Source organism: Nonomuraea harbinensis (assembly GCF_019396385.1).
Taxonomy (GTDB): domain Bacteria; phylum Actinomycetota; class Actinomycetes; order Streptosporangiales; family Streptosporangiaceae; genus Nonomuraea; species Nonomuraea ferruginea.
In genome coordinates, this window is record NZ_JAHKRN010000032.1 from 22,927 (window position 1) to 40,598 (window position 17,672).

The window sequence follows — 17,672 nt, forward strand, 5'->3', positions numbered from 1 at the left end:
GTCTGTTGAACGATCCCTGCGCCCCCGCTATCGAAGTACTGGACCTGACTCAGCGCTTCGGCGCCGTGCTCGCCGTCGACCGGCTCAGCCTCAGCATCCCGGCGGGGATGTTCTACGGCATCGTGGGCCCCAACGGGGCCGGCAAGACCACCACGTTGACGGCCATGTGCGGGTTGCGGGAGCCGACCGCGGGCACGATCCGGGTCGCCGGTCATGACCTGCGCACCGCGCGGGAGGCCGCGCTCGCGCAGCTCGGCGTCATGATGGACGGATTGTCCCTGCCCGAGCGGCTGACCGCCGCCGAGGTCCTGCGCTACAGCGCCGGACTGCGCGGCCTGGACGGCGGCTGGCGGGCACGGGCCGGCGATCTGCTGGAGATCCTCGGACTCGACGCGGTTCCGCGCACACTGATCGTGGAGTACTCCACCGGCATGCGCAAGAAGATCAATCTTGCGCTGGCGCTGCTGCACCGGCCCCGGGTGCTCGTGCTGGACGAGCCGTTCGAGGCGATCGACCCGGTCTCGGCCCGCTCCATCGAGCAGGTGCTCAAGCAGTACGTCGACGCCGGCGGCACGGTGGTCCTGTCGAGCCACATCATGGACTTCGTCGAGCGTAACTGCCGTCGGGTGGCGGTGGTGGCCGGCGGCCGGGTGCTGGTTGAAGGGCCGGTGGCGGAGGTGGCCGCGGGCTCGACGCTGAACGAACGGTTCGTCGAGCTGGTGGGCGCCGATCCGGTGCGGCCGCTGGAGTGGCTGTCATGACCCGGGCCTTGCTCGCGCTCAAGCTGCGCCTGTTGCGCAACGGCCCGCACAACGAGCGCGCCTTCAGCCTGGTCGCCGGGCTCGTCCTGGCCGCCCTGGTGATCGCGGGCACGTCATCGACCGCCGATGGCGTGATCCACGAGGGCTGGATCGCCGTGGCGCTCACAGTATGGGGCGGCATGTGGCTGTTCGGGCCGCTGGCCCAGCCTCGCCATGATCCGTCGGTCATCTCCCGCGAGTGGTTGCGCGGTTATCCGCTGCGGTCGTGGCGGCTGGCGCGGGCCCTGTCGTGGACCGAACTGCTGGGCGTCGGCCCGCTGATCACGGTGGCGTGCCTGTCGTCGCTGGCGGTGCTCGCCGCGCCGGGTGGCACGGCGGCGGTCGCGACCGCCATCGCCGCGGTCGCGGCCCAGCTGTATCTCCTCACCTGGGCGGGCAAGACGGTGGCGGCGCTGGCGTCCTGGCTGCTGCAGACCCGGGCCGGGATGACGCTGGCCGCCGTACAGACCGCGATCATGCTCGCGCTGTCGTTCGCCGGATGGGTGCCGATCGCGGCCTGGCTGCTGCCGCGTCTCGGCGAGGGGGACACCTCCCTGGTCACCCCCACGGCCGGGCAACTGCCCGAGCCGGTGATCGACGTCCTCGCCACCTTGCCCACCGGCTGGGGGTATAGCGCGGCGCTCGCCGCCCGCGACGGCGCCGGGACGGGAGCGGTCCTGCTGCCACTGGCGGCGCTGCTGACCTCGGGCGCCCTGTTGCACCTGTGCTGGATCGCGCTGACGGCTCGCGCCCTGCGGCGGCCGGCCGTACCGGCACGTGGGCTGTCCTTGCCGTACGCGACACCGCAGGTGGCCGCGGTCGTCTCGCGAGAGCTGGTCACCTGGCTCCGTGACCCGGCGCGCGGCGTCGAGCTGCGCAGCGCCTGGCTGACACCCCTGCTGATGGCGCTCATCATCGCCTTCACCGACTGGAGCTGGGCACTGCCCCTGGTAGGCCCAGCAGCCGCCGTGTTCGGCGCGATGGTCGCGATCAACACCTATGCCCTGGACGGCACGGCCCTGTGGCAGCTCCTCACCACACCGGGCGCCCTCAAGGCCGACGTGCACGGACGGATGGCCGCGTGGGCCCTGCTTGTTCGGCCTGCCGGCCATCGCGCTGGCGGCCGTGCTGTGGGCCGCGACCGGCTCACCCTTGGGAGGTGCCGCCCTCGGCGGCGCCATCACCGCGGCCGCGGCGGGTTGCGCCGGGGCGCCGTTGCTCGCGCTCGTGATGCCGGCCGTGGGCACCGACGCCCGCGATCGCATCTACCCGGGACAGCGAGCGGGCGATCCGACGGGCGGACAGATGACGATCTTCCCCGTGGTCCTGCCGGCCGCCATCCTGCCCGGCGTCATCGGCGGTTCGTGGTGGGGGAACGTCCTCGTCGCCGTCCTGGTGGCCACCGTTCTGGGCGCGACACCCGCGCTCACCGTGCGCCTGCTCCAGCGGCGCGGCACCGGCCTGCTGGAGGCGATGACCACCCGCGACACCGGGCTCCTGCGCGCAGCCGCCCGCACGAAGAGCTGACCCACCCGGCCGCTCCATCATCCCTTTACCGATCACCGGCGTCCGCTCAGGCCACGCAGACGTCCAGGCCGGGTTTCCATGTCCAGCCGGAACCGGCCGTTGAGTTCGAGACATCGTCAGCACTGAGCGGCGCTGCGGCGTCAATAGCAACGCATGTCCAACCAGGTGCCGTCGTACATGCCGTCCAGGTGGAGAATCATGGAGTTCGTGGCGGAGGTGCCATCCACGGGGGTGCCGGACACGTCGAATGGTGTGTAGGCGACCAGCTCGTAGTCGCCGAGGTCTCCGTCGGGGTCCTCGATCTTCGCCTGGCGGTAGTGGTTCAGCACCTCCTCTCGCATGAAGTCCCGCTCTGCTCGGCGACGGCTATCGCATCGACCGCCGTCGCGCAGGCGCTCCTGCGCGACCAGCACACCCGACGCGCAGCTGATCAGATCGACATCGAGGGGCCGTCCGGCAGCACGACACCACCACCAGAAGGGAATGGGTATAGCCGGCCGGACTCTTCGCTCCTGCCTGTCACTCAGCCGAGGCAGAACTCGTTGCCCTCGACGTCTTGCATGACCAGGCAGGACTCGTTCTCCTCATCGGCAGGCAGGAGCCGCACGCGTACCGCGCCGAGCGGGATCAGCCGAGCGCATTCGGCCTCAAGGGCCGCCAGGCGCTCCTCCCCCACCAGCCCGGTGCCGACCCGCACGTCAAGGTGCAGCCGGTTCTTGACGACCTTGCCTTCGGGAACGCGCTGAAAGTACAGCCGCGGCCCCACACCCGAGGGGTCACTGCATGCGAACCATGAATCCCGCTGCTCAGGAGGCAGCGTGCGATTGAAGTCGTCCCAACTGGCAGACCCCTCCGGTGGCGGCGGCGGGACGTACCCCAGCACCTCACACCAGAAACGAGCAACGCGCTCAGGTGATGCGCAGTCGAAGGTGACTTGAATCTGCCTCACTGATGCTCCCACGGACCAATCCTCCCATGGGTTGCCATACGTCCCGCGATCACCCACTCAGATGATCGGGGGGACCACGCGAGAGCCAGGTCTGATCAAGAGCGACTGTCCTTGATCGCGCTTGCGTGGAGCATCGATATGGAGGGCGTGTGAACCGCTGGAGCTTTTGCAGTGCAGCCCGCCGCTGACCCGCGAGCCGCTGGACGCCGCAAGGCGGCCAGGGTGGCGCGGGTGTTCAAAGCGCTGGGGGATCCGGTGCGGCTGCGCATCCTGTCGATCGTGGCCAGCCGCGCCGGCGGCGAGGTGTGCGTGTGGGACATCCTCTCCCAAGCCGCACTGCAGGTGTCGGCCTTCGACATCGCCTTCCACCTTGAGAATGCCCGGCGACCACAACGTGGAGACAAGCCCGAACCAATGATCCTTCAGCGGCCCGTGACCGCATCCAGGGCCGACTTGGCCTGCTGCAACGCGCGGGCGGCGTCGACGCCAAGCTGCCGCGCCTGGACGGCGAACACCTGCGCCGCCTCCGCCAGGCGCTGCTCAGCGTCCACGCCGAGGGCGGAACCGGGAGTTTCGCGGACGTAGGTCCCGTGCCGCCCGCGAGTCTCGATCACGCCGTCACGCTCGAGCTCGCGGAAGGCTCGCGCGACCGTCGCCGTGGCCAGTCCCAGGTCCCGGGCGAGCTGCCGGATGCTGGGCAGGCGGGTCAGCGGCGGCAGCACGCCGGTGGCGGCCATAGTGGCGATCTGCGCCCGCAACTGCTCGTACGGAGGAAGCGGTGAGGCGGGGTCGAGATGGAGGATCATGTCGCCGTCCGGTCGGCTGTGTTGGAGGCCGCCTCGCCTGACGTGTGGCGCCTGACCGGCCACACGCGCGGATGCCCGACGCGCTGCCAGCTCAGAGGGGCGCCCACGAACACGCACGCCACCCCAGCCCACGGCAGGATGATCCGCAGGGCCTGGCCCTCGATGCCGCCCCCGATGGAGAAGAGCTCGTATCCGAGGAACAGGAACATCATGCCGAGACCGGCACCGGCCATCCGGTGGATCGTCGTGGAACGCAGGGCATCGTCCAGCCTCATCTGTGACTCGGATCCCACGGGCTGACGCCGGTGCACGATGAACCAGAGCGAAGCCTCCATCAACACCAGCACGACCGCCGCCGTCACCGCCGGTACGGGTCCGAACCCGAACCCGGCGCGGAGGTGGCCGGCGAGGAACCAGTGCCCGATCACGCCCACGGCGATGGTGGCCAGGCCGACGACACGGATGAGGACCAGCGCCGGGCGCCCGATGTAGTCGGCCACCCGCCTGGGCACGAGGGCGGCCGCCTTCTGGGTACGTGGACGGGTCCAGGTCACCTCGGCCAGGACCGCCCCGAGCAGGTACCCCACCAGCCAGGACGGCGAGCCCAGCAGGTCGAACGGGAAGGGCGGGGACGGCTGGATGTAGACCAGCGCCCAGACGATGCTCGTCGTACCTCCCAAGAAAAGGGGGATGACGAACCCGACAGTGCGCAGACACCGGCTGCGGTCGAGGTAACGGCTCGCCTGGTCCCAGTCGAGGCCGGTGGCGGGCAGGCCATGGCCGGCGGCCCACTCGACCACTTGGGCGCGGCGGTGGGGGCGGAAGGCCCGGTACAGCAACAGCGCCACGATGGCCAGGAAGATCGCGATCCACAGACTCCAGCCGACCATGGCCACTCCAATTGTACTAATGATGCAGCACATTAGCACGCAACTCGGAACCTCAGGGGTGTCGGGACGGTGACTTCGGTGTTTCGTTGCAGACCCGGAGAATCAGCGCCCGCCGTTCACACGGTCGACGATGATGAACGCGTGTCCTGGATCCAGGCCCGGTGTAAGCGGCTTCACCGATCAGAAATCCTCCGCCACGTCGTCAGTTCTGTAAGCCCTCTCGTACCGGTGGAAGGATTGACGACCATGACCGACGCCACACTGCTAGGCGCCGACGAGGCCACGTTCATCGCGGCGGCCCGCTCAGGCGACACGGCACGGTTCGCACTCATCACGGAGCGCCACCGGCGTGAATTGCAGGTGCACTGCTACCGGATGCTCGCAAACTACGAGGACGCCCAGGACATGACGCAGGAGACATTCCTGCGAGCGTGGAACAAGCGGGAGTCGTTCAAGGGCCACGCGGCCCTGCGGACCTGGCTGTACCGGATCGCGACGAACGCCTGCCTCGACTTCCTGGAGAAGCGCAACGACCGCACACCCGTACCGTCCGAGCTCCCGAACCCCGGCTCCGAGATGCTGTACCTGCAGCCGTACCCCGACCAGATGCTCCCGAGGACCCACAGGAATCGGTGGTGGCGCGGGAGACGATCGAACTGGCGTTCATCGTCGCCGTCCAGCACCTGCCGCCGCGGCAACGGGCGGTGTTCATCCTGCGCGACGTCCTCGGCTGGCCGGCGTCGAAAGCCGCCGACGCCCTCGAACTGACCGTCGCATCGGTGACCAGCGCACTGCAGCGGGCCCGTGTGACGATGCGCGAGCAACTGCCCGACCGCCGCCTCGACTGGCGAAGCCCCGCCACCCACGAGCTGTCGGATGACGAGCGCGGCGTGGTGAAGTCGTACATGGACGCCCATGAACGCAACGACCTCGACCGGCTGATGGCCCTGCTGCGCGACGACCTGCGCTTCACGATGCTGCCCGATCCGGGCACCCTGATCGTCACGGCCAAGGACGCGGTGGACGGCTGGGTCTCCAGTGGGCTCTTCCAGCGCGGCTACGACGACTGGCGCTGCACCGCCACCACGGTCAACCGCATGCCCGCCGCCGCGCTGTACCTCCGCACCCCCGACGACCCGGAATACCGGCTGTTCAACATCGCGGTCCTGCACATCGTCGACGGGAAGATAGCCGAGCTCACCGGATTCGACGCCACCGACAAACCATGGCTGGACCTGCCCCCGACACTGTGATCAGACGAGCCCAGCGCACGGGCCGCCGGAAAACGTCCGCGTCTCCACCAGGTTCAGGTTCACCCAACTGTCCAGGGCCGTGAAGAAAGGCGTGCCACCGCCCAGCAAGACCGGTGCGGTGACCAGCACATACTGGTCGATCAGCCCGGCCCGGATAGCCGCTGCGGCAAGTGTGGCGCCAACGATGTCCATGGGGCCGCCGTCCTCGGACTTGAGCCGGGTGATCTCGGTGACCGCGTCGCCGGTGACCAGGCGGGTGTTCCAGTCGACCTTGTCGATCGTCGACGAGAACACCACCTTGGGCATGTCCCGCCAGCGGCGGGCGTACTCGATGTGCGCCGGTGTGGCGCCGGGCTGCTGGTCGGCGGTCGGCCAGTGGGAGCTCATCGCCTCCCACAGTTTGCGCCCGTACAGCGCCAGGCCGGTCGCCCCCACCCGGTCGGACCACCACTGGAACAGCTCGTCGCTCGGCACGCTCCAGCCGAGGTCCTCACCGGGCGCGGCGACGTAGCCGTCCAGGCTCAGGTTCATGCCGTAGGTCAGTTTCCGCATCATGTCAGCCTTCCCGTGAGTCGATCTCACACGTACAGACGGGCACGACGCGGAAACCTAATCGGTGCGCGATCCGCGTCCGCAGGTAGCTCTGGCGTTCCGAACTCAGCACGGCGCACTCGGGCGCTACCGACCAGATCTCGATTCCACCCTCACAAACGCCCGGTCACACAGCTACAGCGCCGGGCCCTGTCACCGCGCTGGAGATCGCCAAGCAATTCCCGGTGCCCCGGGTCGGCGCGATGAGGAGCGAGCACCGCCACTGTTGCCTGGCCCGGTAACAGTGGCGTTCTCTCTGATCCGCGGCGGGCTCGCCATCTGGTGCGGTTTTGCTGTTGTGGTTGTCAGGTCTGAGAGCAGGATCTTCACCAACCCAGGCCCTTTACAATGTAGATTTCTAAGCTGGCTCCGCTCCACAACCACATCGATGATCACGTGCTGTTGTCCTCGACACCCAGTGCACAATCCGCGTAAACCAGCACCTTGCATCGCTCCCCTGTCCCTCGTCGTGCAGCAGCAATACGGTCCCGCTCCCCCACCCTGCACACGACTCGCGTGGCGGCCCAACTTCGGCCGCCGCATCGGCGCAGGCGGACGACCTCCCCGACCGCACCTACACCTGCGGCCGACCCCAGCGCGCTGCTCCCTGCAGATCCGCCTAGCACATACGGCGTTCGGATGGTCGCGCGGTTATCGGGCTTCTTCCACAGAGGAGGCGATCACGGCCTCTGGGCCGGCGGAGTCCCAGGTCACGTGAGGCGAGCCCGTCAGCGCAGTGGTGTCGAGGTATTTAGGTTCGAGGACGCGCTCGGTGAACTTCCAGCCATCCGGGGTGCGCTGGTAACGGTCGTGGAACAGGCCGTACATGACGACCGACCTGCCGTCGCGGGGTCGAGGCGGCCAGCTCAAGGGCGCGCCGGTAGGCCGTCCGGGCCTCGGCGTCACGGCCCAGACGCCGCAGCAACTCCCCGCGCGTCGAGTGGAAATACAGGTAGCCGTCCAGGTCGAGGCCATCGACGGCACGCAAGGCCGCGGCGGGATCGCCTGCCTGGGCGACCGCCACGGCACGGTTGAGCTCGACCACCGCCGAGCCGGTCAGGTCGGCCAGCCGCCGGTACAGCTCGGCGACCTGCGGCCAGTCGATCCGCTCACGCGCCTGGAGCGAGGCGATGGCGGCCTGCACGACGTACGGGCCGCGCCCGCCCAGCGCCATCGCCCGATCCAGCGCCGCCCGGCCCGCCGCGATCTGTCGCAGGTCCCACAACCGATCTCGCCCTGGAGATTGAGCCGATCAACCAGCGCGGCGGGTCGCACGCCGGCCCCGGCGAGGAACCGTTCGGTGTCCGGCAGTCGCTGGCCCAGTACGCCGATGACCTGGACATGCCGCTGACCACCCTGCTCGACAACCGATGGGTGGCCTCGCGCTGGCCCAAGGAACGCCGTCAGGACGGCGTGTCCTACACCGTGCACAACACCGTGCACAAGGCGCTGGCCGGGATCGCGGACGAGGACGCGCGCTTCGCCAAGATCCTCCACCCACCCTGGCACGAGAAGTCCAAGACCCACCGGTGGACGCAGGACGCCGCCAAGCGGGAGGTCGGGCAGCGGGTCAACCACCCCACCACCGTCCAGGAGAAGATCAACAAGGTCCACGACCTGCTGGAGGATGAGAAGGTCGCAGCCCGGGTGGCGACCGATCTGCTGCGCCAGCCGCAGGTGGTGTCAGAGGTCGTCGAGGACCAGACCGCCATGCACCTGGTCAACCGGGCTCAGGTCGACCGCTCTCACCGGATCGCGGCGCAGCGGCTGGAGGCCGTTCCCCAGCCAACCAAGCAGGCCATCCAGCGGGCGCGCGAGCAGGTGCGCCACAACCGGGAGTACATCGACCTGGTCGGCGCGTGCGCCACGTTCGTGGCGGCGGCCGGGCAGATCATGCCGACGCTGCGCGGGCACTCCTTCACCGAAGAGGAGCGTGAGCGGGTGCACGCCAACCTGGCACGGGTGCGCGGCGCGACCGAATGGATCGGCCAGGCGATCGATACCGGCGACCTGTCCTTGGATGAGGGCCTGGCCGCGCTGTTGCGGGGCGAGTGAGCCCGCGATGGCCTCCTCCACGCCAGGACGGGGGCAGCGGGGCAGACTGCCGACGAACGTGTGTGGTGAGCGAGTCCGGATGGCGCTGATGGAAGCGCGTCCGGCCGGCCTGACCACCCGGCAGCTGGTCGCCGCGACCGGGATGAGCCCTTACCAGGTCCGCAAGGGCATCTTGTGGATCAAGGAAGTCGCGCGCGCGAGCACCTGACCCCGCTCGTCTATACCGCGAAGGGCGGCTACCGGTTTCCCGCCGACTCCGCCGACTGGGTGGCCTACGAGAAAGCGCAGTTCGCCGCCGCGCTGACCCGGATCAGCCGGCTCCTGGACGGCACGATCACTCCGCACGCCATGAAGTACCCCGACGACAAGTGGGCCCGCTTCGTCCTGGCCCAGGCCACCAGCCTGCAGTCCACGCTGGACATGCTGACCAACGGCCATGCGCCGGTCGGAGGCTGAGCGATGCGCCCGCGCCGCTACCCCTCCGACACCACCGCCGCCGAGTGGGCTCTGCTGGAGCGGCTTCTGCCGGTCCAGGCCTGTCGCACGCCCGCCGGCGGCAGGCCGGAAAAGCATCATCGCCGTGATGTGGTGGACGCGATTCGCTATCTGGTGGCCAACGGGTGCACCTGGCGAGCGATCCCGTCGGATTTCCCGCCGTGGGCCACGATTTACGGGCACTTCGCGCGCTGGGCGCGGCAGGGCGTGGTCAGCCAGATCCGGGATCAGCTGCGCCGCGCGATCCGGCTGCGCAAGGGCCGCTGTCCTGGCGCGGTCACCCTCATCGTCGATTCTCAGTCGGTGAAGGGATCGGAAACGGTCAGCAAGGCCACTCTCGGCTTTGACCCGGCAAAACGCATTAATGGAAGGAAGCGACATCTTGTGGTCGATCCGGATGGGCTTCAGGTGATGGTCATGGTCACCCCGGCCGACATGGCCGACCGGGACTGCGCCCGCGAGCTGCTGTTCCGGCTGCGCCTGACCCATCCCGAGATCACCCTGGTCTGGGCCGACTCCGCATATGCGGGATCACTGATCGAGTGGGCGCGCACCTTCTTGGACCTCACCGTCAAGGTGGTCTCCCGGCCGCGCGGCGCCCAGGGCTTTGTCGTGCTGGCTAAACGCTGGGTGGTGGAGCGCAGCCTGTCATGGGTGCTGCGCGCCCGCCGCAACATCCGCGACCATGAACGACTGCCGCAGCACAGCGAAATCATGATCACGTGGTCGGCGATCATCCAGATGACGCGCCGCCTCACCCGCAGCTCCCACGCCAGGACCTCCTGGGGAAGAGTTTCGTGACCGCGCCGCTGCGGGCTAGCCTGTCTCACAACCCAGCAAACGAGACAGGCCGATCCGCAGCCATACGACCACGAAACTCCCTTGGTGAGCGCCGTCATGGGACCTCGAACTGCGCAGTGCCTGAACTGCGAGGCACAGCTGCCGCCGGCCGCCGGCGGCGCGCGGCGCGGCGGCGCGGCCGGCCGAGGCGTGCTCGCGGCCAGAACCCTCATGAACCCGCCGAGGGGGTTGGGGACGGGCGGTCATAGACCCCGACGGCCCAGCTGCCTGGCCGTTCACCGACCTCGGAGGACAGGCGTTCGAGCACTTCGGGGCGCATAAGAGCGTGGGCGGCGGCTTCGTCGTCACACTCCTTGGACTTCGGAGTGAGGGGGCAGCCGGCGACGGCTTGCGCCACCTCCCGGACGGGGGCGTCGGCAGGGAAGACCCAGACCTTCAGCGACTGCGGGCGCTTCAGCCAGTCGGCGGGTGCGGACAACTTATCGTGATGTCCGCCGCTTGGGGGGTCGCACCGCCCGGAGGTTCCACCTATTTCGCCGCTCTTGAGCTTGGTCTGTATGACTACCCACGCTCGGGGATCATCACAGACCACCTTGTACCCGGTGTAGTAGCTGGCCGGGGTGAACGTCACCGTCTTGGCGGCGCCCGTGGTCGTGAAGCGCTCGGAGCGCAGGAGGGGCAGGTAGAAGTTCTTGCCCCCCAACACCACGTGGAAGCTCTCGGGAAGCTTCACAGCGGGCTTGACCTGGGCCGAGTCTGCAGGAGACTGGGCCACTGTCGACCTGTCCGGCCGGGACGCTCCGGCCAGCAGGCCGTTCACCAGTCCTGCGGCGACGACGGCGATGGCCAGCGTGCCCCCAGCTGCCACCGCCCGCCGCGCACGGCGGATGCGGCGTCCCCGCCGGATGATCCTGTCGAGATGAGCGGTGGGTCCGCCGCCCGCCCGTTCCTGGCCACGTTCGTTCAGTAGCCGTTCCAAGTCGCTCGTGCTGTGCGTCATCGCTGGGCCCTCTCCACCTGCATCGTCTGAATGTCCGGATCGACCCGAAGGCGGGTGAGAGCCCGGCTGAGCTGGCTCTTCACCGCGCCCAACGAGCAGCCGACAATGTCGGCGACCTGGGTGAGCGTCCGCCCCTCGAAGTAGTGCAGAACGATCACCGCGCGCTGGCGTGAAGACAGCGTGCCGATCGCGCTCCACAGAGCGTCCTGCTCGTCCACCTCACCGGCCCGGTCGCGCGGATCGGCCCTCTCGGGCAGGCTCTCCGCCGGGACCTCCCCACGCCAGCGCCTGCGCCACCAGGACGCGTGGGTATTCACGATGATCCGATAGACGTACGGATCGGGGTTGCCCTCGATCCGCCGCCAGGCAACCCATGCCTTGGCCAGCGCGGACTGCACCAGATCCTCAGCCGTGCCCCAGTCCCGGGCGAGGAGATACGCCATCCGGCACAGCCGCAAGTGGCGTTGCGCCACATATTCGGCGAACCCGTCGTCCATCCACCATCTCCGTCTCGATCGTCTCTGACGATGACTACAACCTGGGAACGGCGAACGGTTTACCGAAGGTCCGCAGAAAGCCTCGGCACCTCGAAGAGCCTCACACCTACCCCTGCAGCGGTTACAGACCGCGGCCGTGCTACGGCGAACCTAGATCATCCACCCGGCATCGGAGAGTTCAGCAACAACCTCTTACGGAAGGCACGGATCCCGGCTCGTACGTCCGCGCGCGTTGGAGCGGTCACCCAAGTACCGGACGGCCACGCCTGCCGAGGGCGGTCACCCGGCGTAGGGGCCGAACCGGCCCCAGGCGACGAGCGCGGCGAGCGCGAAGAGGATGACGGTGACCAGCAGCCCGGACGGCTCCTTGCGGCGGATGTGCCCTGGGTGCCTCACCATCGGCTGTCGATCTGGGGACCGACGTCGATGCCGCGCGGAAGGGACAAGTTGTCGCTCACATCCAGGCGACGAATAGGCGGCCTCCCGGGGGACACCTCGAACCCCAGGGAATTCAGAGCTGTTCGAGCCAGCGGGTCAGGAACCGCCGCCGCGGGGGGCGGGGAAGTAGAGGTAGCCGTCCGCCCGCGGGCCTGCGACGACGCGATCGCGGCCTGGATGGCGCCGTCGCCCGGGCGGCCGCGGCGTACGAACTCTCGGTCGTACTCACGACGAGACGGGGGGTGACGCCGGCACGATCGAGGAGCTTCGCTGCCGGCCGTCGAATCCCGGCGGCACGGTCACCGGGTCGAGGGTCAGGTCGGTCATGCCACCTAGTCACCGGCCCTGGACGGTGCCGAGTTGTAGAGCAGGTCGCGGTACTCGGGGTGATCGCGCAGCCAACTGAGGATGAAGGGGCAGATCACCAGCGCTTTCAGTCCTCGTTCGCCGATGTCGTCGAGCGCGGCGCGGGCCAGGGCGCCGCCGATTCCTCGACCCTCGAAGGTCGGGTCGACCTCGGTGTGAGCCAGGACGATCATCTCGCTGGTCTCCTGGTAGTCGATGAATCCGGCGACCGTCGTCTCGCCGACGGAGGCTTCGTAGCGCCGCCGGTCCGGATTCCTGGTCACGTTCACGTCGATGGACATTGTTCGTTGAGCCTCCTGTTTCGGTGCTGTGACAGGTCGTCATCTCGGGTCCGCCGGGGGTTGCCCGGCGGCCAGACGAATCAGATCGGTAGCGCTCCCCGCTCGCCGCGTGGAAGGTCGGATTCGCGCAGCAGACGCTACTTCGCGTCAGGGAGAATTGCCTAACCCGGTCGACCCGAACCCGGTTCCTGACCGTGGTCTGCCTGTCTGGTCAGGGAAGCGGCAGTTCTCTGAGCTGCCGGCGGGAGGCGATGCCCAGCTTCCGGAAGATGTCGCGGAGGTGGGCTTCAACGGTGCGTGGACTGAGGAACAGGTGCGCAGCGACCTCCCGGGAGGTCGCTGCGGTGGCCACCAGCCGTGCGATGTGCGGCTCGTGGGCGGTCAGGGAGTCGGTTGGCTGGGCGGTCCGTTTGCGGGGATGCTCACCGGTGGCGCGCGACTCGCGGGCGGCGCGCTGCCCTCGGGCGGATAGCCGCCTCTGATCATCTGTGCTCCTGACGGTCAGGAGACGCGGAGGACGGCGATCGGGGCGGTGCCGCGCCGGGCGGCAGGAGCCGTGTTCGAAGCTCCGGTTTGAGGATCTTGCCTGAGCCGGTTCTCGGCAGCGTGTCCACGATGTCGAAATAGACGGGGATCTTGTACTTTGCGAGCCGGGAACGGAGGAAGTCCGTCAGCTCTGCCGCGGTGAGGGCGACGCCGTCTCGGGGGACGACGAAGGCCCGGCCGACCTCGCCCCATTTCTCGTCGGGCACCCCGACCACGGCGGCCTCCGCCACGGCCGGATGCCCGAAGAGCACACCCTCCACCTCGGCCGGATAGACATTCTCCCCGCCGGAGATGTACATGTCCTTCAGCCGGTCGACGATGTGAAGGTGCCCCTCGTCGTCGAGGGTGGCGATGTCCCCGGAGCGGAACCAGCCTCCTTCGGTCAGCGCGGCGGCGGTCGCCTCCGGGTTCCGCCAGTAGCCGGGGGTGACGTTGGGCCCCTGGATGTGCACTTCGCCCGCCTCGCCGGCCTCGGCCTCACTGCCGTCGGGCCGGACCACGCGTATGTTGGCGAAGAACACCGGCACGCCGGCCGACCCCACCTTGCGCACGCTTTCACCCGCCTCAAGGAAGGTGGCGCCCGGCGAGGTCTCCGTCAGTCCGTAGCCCTGACAGAAGACCAAGCCCCGCTGCTGGTATGTGCGGATCAACGCGACCGGGATCGCCGCTCCCCCTGACATCAGGGTCCGCAGCGAGGACAGGTCGGCGTCGGCCCACCGCGGCGACCGCGCGAGGGCGGCGAACATCGCGGTGACCCCGAACATCCAGGTGACGCGGTGCTTCTCGATGAGGTCGTAGCAGGAGTCCACGTCCCAGAACGGCATGATCAGCGAGGTGCCGCCCTTGAGGAAGGTCGGCAGCAACGTCTGGTTCAGCGCCGCGACGTGGAAGAGCGGCGCACTGATCAGCGTCACCTCGGTGCTCGCCACGTCGACCCCGACCATGATGTTGAAGCAGTTCCACACCAGGTTGGTGTGACTGAGCATCGCCCCCTTGGGACGCCCGGTCGTGCCCGAGGTGTAGAGGATGAGAGCGATGTCGTCGAGTGCGACCGGGGTGTCGATCGGCGTGGCATCGCCTCCCGACAGAAAGGTCTCGTACTCCCGCTCCCCCGGTGCCGGCGACTCCAGCGCCACGGTCGTGCGCAGTCCCGGGAGTCCCGGAAGATCGCGCACGACCGTGGCGCACTCCGGCGCGTAGACGAGGACGGAGGCGCCGGAGTCCTCCACCATGTAGGCGATCTCCGATGCAGTCAGCCGGAAGTTCAGCGGGACGAAGATCCCTCCGAGCAGGTGCGTGGCGAACATGGTCTCGGCGAAGGCGACGTGGTTGGGGCCGAGGTAGGCGACCCGGTCCCCGGTCCGAACCCCGGCGCCGCGCAGACTCGATGCGAGCCTTGTCGTCCGCTCGTGCACCCAGGCGTAAGTGACCGCCCGGCCGTCGAAGACGAAGGCGGTGCGGTTCGGGCTCATCCGCGCCCGGCGGGCCGGCCAGCCGCCCAGTCCGGCGTTACGCATCGGCGACTCCTGTCAGGTGGAGGACGGTTCGGCCGGGTCGGTCGCGCGCGCCGCCGGGGCGACGGCGGTCAGGTCGCGGCGGCTGGTCTCGCCCAGGGCCAGGAGGCAGACCACCGTCAGCAGGCAGGAGGCGGCGATGATCACCGAGATCATCATCGTCCCTCCCCCGCCGGTGGACGCGTCGAGCTGGGCGAACAGCAGCGGGGCCAGGCCGGCGCCGAGCCCGGCGAGCTGGTAGCCCATCGAGGCTCCGGTGTAGCGGCTCCTGGTGGCGAAGACTTCGGTGTACAGCGCCGCGAGCGGGCCGTACATCATCGGGTGGATGACCGCCTGACCCAGCACGAGCGCGACGGTGAGCAAGGCGACGCTGCCGGCGTCCACCATCGGGAAGAGGACGAAGCCGAACATGGCCATGAGCAGTGCGCCGGCCAGCACGACCGGGCGGCGTCCCACCCTGTCCGACAGCGCCGACCACCCGATGATGCTCAGGACGGCCAGCGCCGAGGAGAGCGTGAGCCCGTTCAGCACGTCCGGCCGGGGGAAGCCGGCCCGCACGCCGTAGGCGATGAGATAGGTGGTCAGCGTGCCCTGCGCCACGAAGGCGGACAGACCGACGCCCACACCGAGCAGGAGAGTCCTCGGGTGATGGCGGAGCACGTCCAGCAGCGGCGCTCGGGAGCCATGGTCCGCGGCGGCCTTGAACACCGGGGTCTCCTCGACCCGCAGCCGGACGAACAGGCCGACCGCCAGCAGGACGACGCTGATCAGGAACGGCACCCGCCAGCCCCAGCTGAGGAACTCCTCCTCGCCCAGGACGGCGGCCGTGCCGCCGAGCGCCGCGGTGGACAGCACCATGCCGAAGGGGGCTCCGGCGTTGGTGAAGCTCGCCCACAGTCCGCGACGGCTGGTCGCGTGCTCGGCGGACATCAGCACGGCTCCGCCCCATTCACCGCCGACCGCGACGCCCTGCAGGATCCGGAGTACGACGAGTGCGATGGGCGCGAGGACGCCGATCTGCGCGTAGGTGGGGAGCAGGCCGATGAGGAAGCTGGCGACGCCCATCAGGGTCATGCTCAGCACCAGCATGCGCTTGCGGCCCAGCCGGTCGCCGAAGTGGCCGAAGATCGCTCCGCCGAGCGGCCTGGCGAGGTAGCCCGTGGCGAAGGTGCCGAAGCTGGCGACCGTCGCCGTGAGCGGGTCGAGAGAGGAGAAGAAGACCTTGCTGAAGACCACGGCCGAGGCGGTGGCGTACAGCAGGAAGTCGTAGTACTCGATGACGCTGCCCAGGAAGCTTGAGGCGACCGCGCGTCGGAGTTGGATCCGGTTGGGGGATGTGACTGGCAGGTTCGGCATGACCGAGCTCCTCGTCCGGGAGCGAGCTAAGACTCTCGCTTGCTTGTCCCGGAGGTTAGGCAGATCCATAACGGACGTCAATACTTTGCCCAATATGGGCGGGGGGTGGGGTGCGCCGCGCTCGCCGCGCCGGGCGCGGGCCGTACGTTTCGCCCGGTCAGGCGTAGTGACGGTAGATCACGCGCGCGACGCAGGCGGGCTTGGCGGAGCCGTCGATCTCTACGGTGAAGTCGAGGAGCATCTGGACGCCGTCACCGGGGACGTCGTCCACCGACGCCACGGCGGCGGCGAGGCGGATCTTGGCGCCGACCTTGACGGGACTGGGGAAGCGGGCCTTCTCCAGTCCATAGTTGACGCTCATCGTCACGCCCCGGATGTCGAGCAACTCGGTGAAAAGCGGGATGACCAGGGACAGGGTCAGATAGCCGTGGGCGATCGGACCGCCGAACGGCCCCTCCTTCGCCCGCTCGGGATCGACGTGGATCCACTGGTGGTCGTCGGTGGCGTCGGCGAAGGTGTTCACCCGCTCCTGGGTGATCTCCAGCCATTCGCTGTGGCCGAGGTCCGCCCCGGCGAGCGCCTTGATCTCGCCGAGTCCGTGCACCGTCGTGGTCATGACCGTGTCGTCCCTTCCTGCGCACCCAGCCCGAGCAGGCGCGCGGCATTGTCCTTGAGGATGCGGGAGCGGACCTCCGGCTTGATCTCGAGCTTGCCGAAGTCGGCGAGCCAGCGGTCCGGGGTGATCACCGGATAGTCGGATCCGAAGAGCACCTTGTCCTTCAGCAGCGTGTTCGCGTACCGGACGAGCTGCGGCGGGAAGTACTTGGGCGACCATCCGGACAGGTCGATGTAGACCTGGGGCTTGTGCGTGGCGACGGCCAGCGCCTCGTCCTGCCAGGGGAACGACGGATGGGCCAGCACGATCTTCAGGTCGGGGAAGTCCACGGCGACGTCGTCCACCAGCATGGGGTTGGAGTACTTCAACCGGATCCCGCCCCCGCCCCGGACGCCCGCGCCGATACCCGTCTGGCCCGTGTGGAACAGGGCGATCGCGCCGGACTCCTGGATCACCTCGTAGAGGGGATAGGCCATGCGGTCGTCGGGCGCGAAGCCCTGGATGCTGGGGTGAAACTTGAAGCCGCGCACGCCGTGCTCCTCGACTAGCCGGCGCGCCTCGCGGACGCCCGCCCGGCCCTTCCACGGATCGACACTGGCGAACGGGATCAGCACATCGGCATGCTCGGCACAGCTCTCGGCGACCTCCTCGTTCGAGATGCGAGGGTGGCCGGTGGCGTGCTCCGCGTCGACGGTGAACACCACCGCGGCCATCTTGCGCTCTCGGTAGTAGGCGGCCATCTCGGGGATGGTCGGCGTGGGGTGCTCCTTGAAGTACTTCTCCGAGGCGCCGAACAGCTCCGCGCTCAGCGAGACGTGCCCGCCGGCGGAGACCTCGGCGTGCGTGTGCACGTCGATCGCGACCAGTTCGCCGACGTTCAACCGCGGCATC

21 protein-coding genes and 2 pseudogenes are annotated in these 17,672 nt (G+C 68.9%); 8 read left to right on the forward strand and 15 right to left on the reverse strand.

Translation table 11 applies throughout. The features are described from left to right. Nucleotides 1-2 precede the first annotated feature (2 nt). Nucleotides 3-761, forward strand: a complete 759-nt coding sequence (locus KME79_RS28560) for an ABC transporter ATP-binding protein (protein WP_219547506.1) — start codon at nt 3-5, stop codon at nt 759-761. A 250-nt stretch (nt 762-1,011) separates the two neighbouring features. Here KME79_RS28560 and KME79_RS28565 read toward each other — a convergent pair whose 3' ends face one another. Then, on the reverse strand, nt 1,012-1,716 hold the full coding sequence (locus KME79_RS28565; protein ID WP_219547377.1) for a hypothetical protein: 705 nt from the start codon (nt 1,714-1,716) through the stop codon (nt 1,012-1,014). Nucleotides 1,717-1,892: 176 nt separating this feature from the next. Here KME79_RS28565 and KME79_RS28570 point away from each other — a divergent pair, with 176 nt between their 5' ends. Then, nucleotides 1,893-2,327, forward strand: coding sequence for a hypothetical protein (locus KME79_RS28570; RefSeq protein ID WP_219547378.1), 435 nt, complete (start codon nt 1,893-1,895; stop codon nt 2,325-2,327). Between the two features lie 140 nt (nt 2,328-2,467). Here KME79_RS28570 and KME79_RS28575 read toward each other — a convergent pair whose 3' ends face one another. The 4 genes from KME79_RS28575 to KME79_RS28590 all read right to left on the reverse strand — a co-directional run bounded on the left by KME79_RS28575 (nt 2,468) and on the right by KME79_RS28590 (nt 4,972). Further along, nucleotides 2,468-2,668: a hypothetical protein gene (locus tag KME79_RS28575; protein ID WP_219547379.1), complete on the reverse strand. Its 201-nt coding sequence runs from the start codon at nt 2,666-2,668 to the stop codon at nt 2,468-2,470. A 182-nt stretch (nt 2,669-2,850) separates the two neighbouring features. Beyond that, entirely contained in the window at nt 2,851-3,276 is a 426-nt protein-coding gene (locus KME79_RS28580) for a VOC family protein (protein WP_308249085.1), read from the reverse strand. A gap of 422 nt (nt 3,277-3,698) precedes the next feature. Further along, nucleotides 3,699-4,082: a GntR family transcriptional regulator gene (locus KME79_RS28585; RefSeq protein ID WP_148031699.1), complete on the reverse strand. Its 384-nt coding sequence runs from the start codon at nt 4,080-4,082 to the stop codon at nt 3,699-3,701. Then, nucleotides 4,079-4,972: a hypothetical protein gene (locus KME79_RS28590; protein WP_219547381.1), complete on the reverse strand. Its 894-nt coding sequence runs from the start codon at nt 4,970-4,972 to the stop codon at nt 4,079-4,081. The genes KME79_RS28585 and KME79_RS28590 overlap by 4 nt, the downstream gene beginning before the upstream one ends. 375 nt (nt 4,973-5,347) lie before the next feature. On the opposite strand from KME79_RS28590, the pseudogene KME79_RS47135 reads away from it, so the two are divergent. Both KME79_RS47135 and KME79_RS45420 read left to right on the forward strand, forming a co-directional pair. Further along, nucleotides 5,348-5,458 (forward strand): annotated as a pseudogene (locus tag KME79_RS47135) (sigma factor); the annotation flags it as partial. A 149-nt stretch (nt 5,459-5,607) separates the two neighbouring features. Beyond that, nucleotides 5,608-6,225 (forward strand): sigma factor-like helix-turn-helix DNA-binding protein, encoded by a 618-nt coding sequence (locus KME79_RS45420; RefSeq protein WP_308249086.1) that lies wholly within the window; start codon nt 5,608-5,610, stop codon nt 6,223-6,225. Here KME79_RS45420 and KME79_RS28600 read toward each other — a convergent pair whose 3' ends face one another. Together KME79_RS28600 and KME79_RS28605 are read right to left on the reverse strand one after the other, a co-directional pair. Then, nucleotides 6,226-6,777: a dihydrofolate reductase family protein gene (locus KME79_RS28600; protein ID WP_219547508.1), complete on the reverse strand. Its 552-nt coding sequence runs from the start codon at nt 6,775-6,777 to the stop codon at nt 6,226-6,228. It lies immediately after the preceding gene. 790 nt (nt 6,778-7,567) lie between these two features. Beyond that, on the reverse strand, nt 7,568-8,041 hold the full coding sequence (locus KME79_RS28605; protein ID WP_219547382.1) for an RNA polymerase sigma factor: 474 nt from the start codon (nt 8,039-8,041) through the stop codon (nt 7,568-7,570). A gap of 116 nt (nt 8,042-8,157) precedes the next feature. On the opposite strand from KME79_RS28605, the gene KME79_RS28610 reads away from it, so the two are divergent. From KME79_RS28610 to KME79_RS28620, 4 genes and pseudogenes are all read left to right on the forward strand, one after another. Next, nucleotides 8,158-8,871, forward strand: coding sequence for a DUF6192 family protein (locus tag KME79_RS28610; protein ID WP_219547383.1), 714 nt, complete (start codon nt 8,158-8,160; stop codon nt 8,869-8,871). Nucleotides 8,872-8,950: 79 nt separating this feature from the next. Beyond that, nucleotides 8,951-9,079: a hypothetical protein gene (locus tag KME79_RS46560; protein WP_281429519.1), complete on the forward strand. Its 129-nt coding sequence runs from the start codon at nt 8,951-8,953 to the stop codon at nt 9,077-9,079. Beyond that, nucleotides 9,046-9,327, forward strand: coding sequence for a hypothetical protein (locus KME79_RS28615; RefSeq protein ID WP_219547385.1), 282 nt, complete (start codon nt 9,046-9,048; stop codon nt 9,325-9,327). The genes KME79_RS46560 and KME79_RS28615 overlap by 34 nt, the downstream gene beginning before the upstream one ends. Nucleotides 9,328-9,330: 3 nt before the next feature. After that, nucleotides 9,331-10,158 (forward strand): annotated as a pseudogene (locus KME79_RS28620) (IS5 family transposase); the annotation flags it as partial. Nucleotides 10,159-10,375: 217 nt separating this feature from the next. Here the strand turns inward: KME79_RS28620 and KME79_RS28625 are convergent. The 8 genes from KME79_RS28625 to KME79_RS28655 all read right to left on the reverse strand — a co-directional run bounded on the left by KME79_RS28625 (nt 10,376) and on the right by KME79_RS28655 (nt 17,671). Further along, nucleotides 10,376-11,167, reverse strand: a complete 792-nt coding sequence (locus KME79_RS28625; protein WP_219547389.1) for a hypothetical protein — start codon at nt 11,165-11,167, stop codon at nt 10,376-10,378. Further along, entirely contained in the window at nt 11,164-11,664 is a 501-nt protein-coding gene (locus KME79_RS28630; RefSeq protein ID WP_219547391.1) for a SigE family RNA polymerase sigma factor, read from the reverse strand. Before KME79_RS28630 ends, KME79_RS28625 begins: the two co-directional genes overlap by 4 nt. Nucleotides 11,665-12,434: 770 nt before the next feature. Next, a complete protein-coding gene (locus KME79_RS28635; protein WP_219547392.1) occupies nt 12,435-12,749 on the reverse strand; it encodes a GNAT family N-acetyltransferase in 315 nt (104 codons plus the stop codon). Between the two features lie 211 nt (nt 12,750-12,960). Then, nucleotides 12,961-13,254, reverse strand: a complete 294-nt coding sequence (locus KME79_RS47530; RefSeq protein ID WP_372452484.1) for a helix-turn-helix domain-containing protein — start codon at nt 13,252-13,254, stop codon at nt 12,961-12,963. Then, a complete protein-coding gene (locus KME79_RS28640) occupies nt 13,232-14,812 on the reverse strand; it encodes an acyl-CoA synthetase (RefSeq protein ID WP_219547393.1) in 1,581 nt (526 codons plus the stop codon). Before KME79_RS28640 ends, KME79_RS47530 begins: the two co-directional genes overlap by 23 nt. Nucleotides 14,813-14,824: 12 nt before the next feature. Then, complete coding sequence (locus KME79_RS28645; RefSeq protein ID WP_246640589.1) at nt 14,825-16,165, reverse strand: MFS transporter; 1,341 nt, start codon at nt 16,163-16,165, stop codon at nt 14,825-14,827. Nucleotides 16,166-16,322: 157 nt separating this feature from the next. Beyond that, nucleotides 16,323-16,781 carry a MaoC family dehydratase gene (locus KME79_RS28650; RefSeq protein WP_148031709.1) on the reverse strand — a complete coding sequence of 153 codons (459 nt, stop codon included), beginning with the start codon at nt 16,779-16,781 and terminating at the stop codon, nt 16,323-16,325. After that, complete coding sequence (locus KME79_RS28655; RefSeq protein WP_219547394.1) at nt 16,778-17,671, reverse strand: amidohydrolase family protein; 894 nt, start codon at nt 17,669-17,671, stop codon at nt 16,778-16,780. Before KME79_RS28655 ends, KME79_RS28650 begins: the two co-directional genes overlap by 4 nt. Nucleotide 17,672 lies beyond the last annotated feature (1 nt).

Coding starts and splice junctions, on each gene's coding strand:
- KME79_RS28565 (WP_219547377.1), bottom strand. CDS start 1,716: ATGATGAGCGCCATCAGCAGGGGTGTCAGCCAGGCGCTGCGCAGCTCG.
- KME79_RS28575 (WP_219547379.1), bottom strand. CDS start 2,668: ATGCGAGAGGAGGTGCTGAACCACTACCGCCAGGCGAAGATCGAGGAC.
- KME79_RS28585 (WP_148031699.1), bottom strand. CDS start 4,082: ATGATCCTCCATCTCGACCCCGCCTCACCGCTTCCTCCGTACGAGCAG.
- KME79_RS28590 (WP_219547381.1), bottom strand. CDS start 4,972: ATGGTCGGCTGGAGTCTGTGGATCGCGATCTTCCTGGCCATCGTGGCG.
- KME79_RS28600 (WP_219547508.1), bottom strand. CDS start 6,777: ATGCGGAAACTGACCTACGGCATGAACCTGAGCCTGGACGGCTACGTC.
- KME79_RS28610 (WP_219547383.1), top strand. CDS start 8,158: ATGCCGCTGACCACCCTGCTCGACAACCGATGGGTGGCCTCGCGCTGG.
- KME79_RS46560 (WP_281429519.1), top strand. CDS start 8,951: ATGGCGCTGATGGAAGCGCGTCCGGCCGGCCTGACCACCCGGCAGCTG.
- KME79_RS28625 (WP_219547389.1), bottom strand. CDS start 11,167: ATGACGCACAGCACGAGCGACTTGGAACGGCTACTGAACGAACGTGGC.
- KME79_RS28630 (WP_219547391.1), bottom strand. CDS start 11,664: ATGGACGACGGGTTCGCCGAATATGTGGCGCAACGCCACTTGCGGCTG.
- KME79_RS28635 (WP_219547392.1), bottom strand. CDS start 12,749: ATGTCCATCGACGTGAACGTGACCAGGAATCCGGACCGGCGGCGCTAC.
- KME79_RS28640 (WP_219547393.1), bottom strand. CDS start 14,812: ATGCGTAACGCCGGACTGGGCGGCTGGCCGGCCCGCCGGGCGCGGATG.
- KME79_RS28645 (WP_246640589.1), bottom strand. CDS start 16,165: ATGCCGAACCTGCCAGTCACATCCCCCAACCGGATCCAACTCCGACGC.
- KME79_RS28650 (WP_148031709.1), bottom strand. CDS start 16,781: ATGACCACGACGGTGCACGGACTCGGCGAGATCAAGGCGCTCGCCGGG.
- KME79_RS28655 (WP_219547394.1), bottom strand. CDS start 17,671: ATGCCGCGGTTGAACGTCGGCGAACTGGTCGCGATCGACGTGCACACG.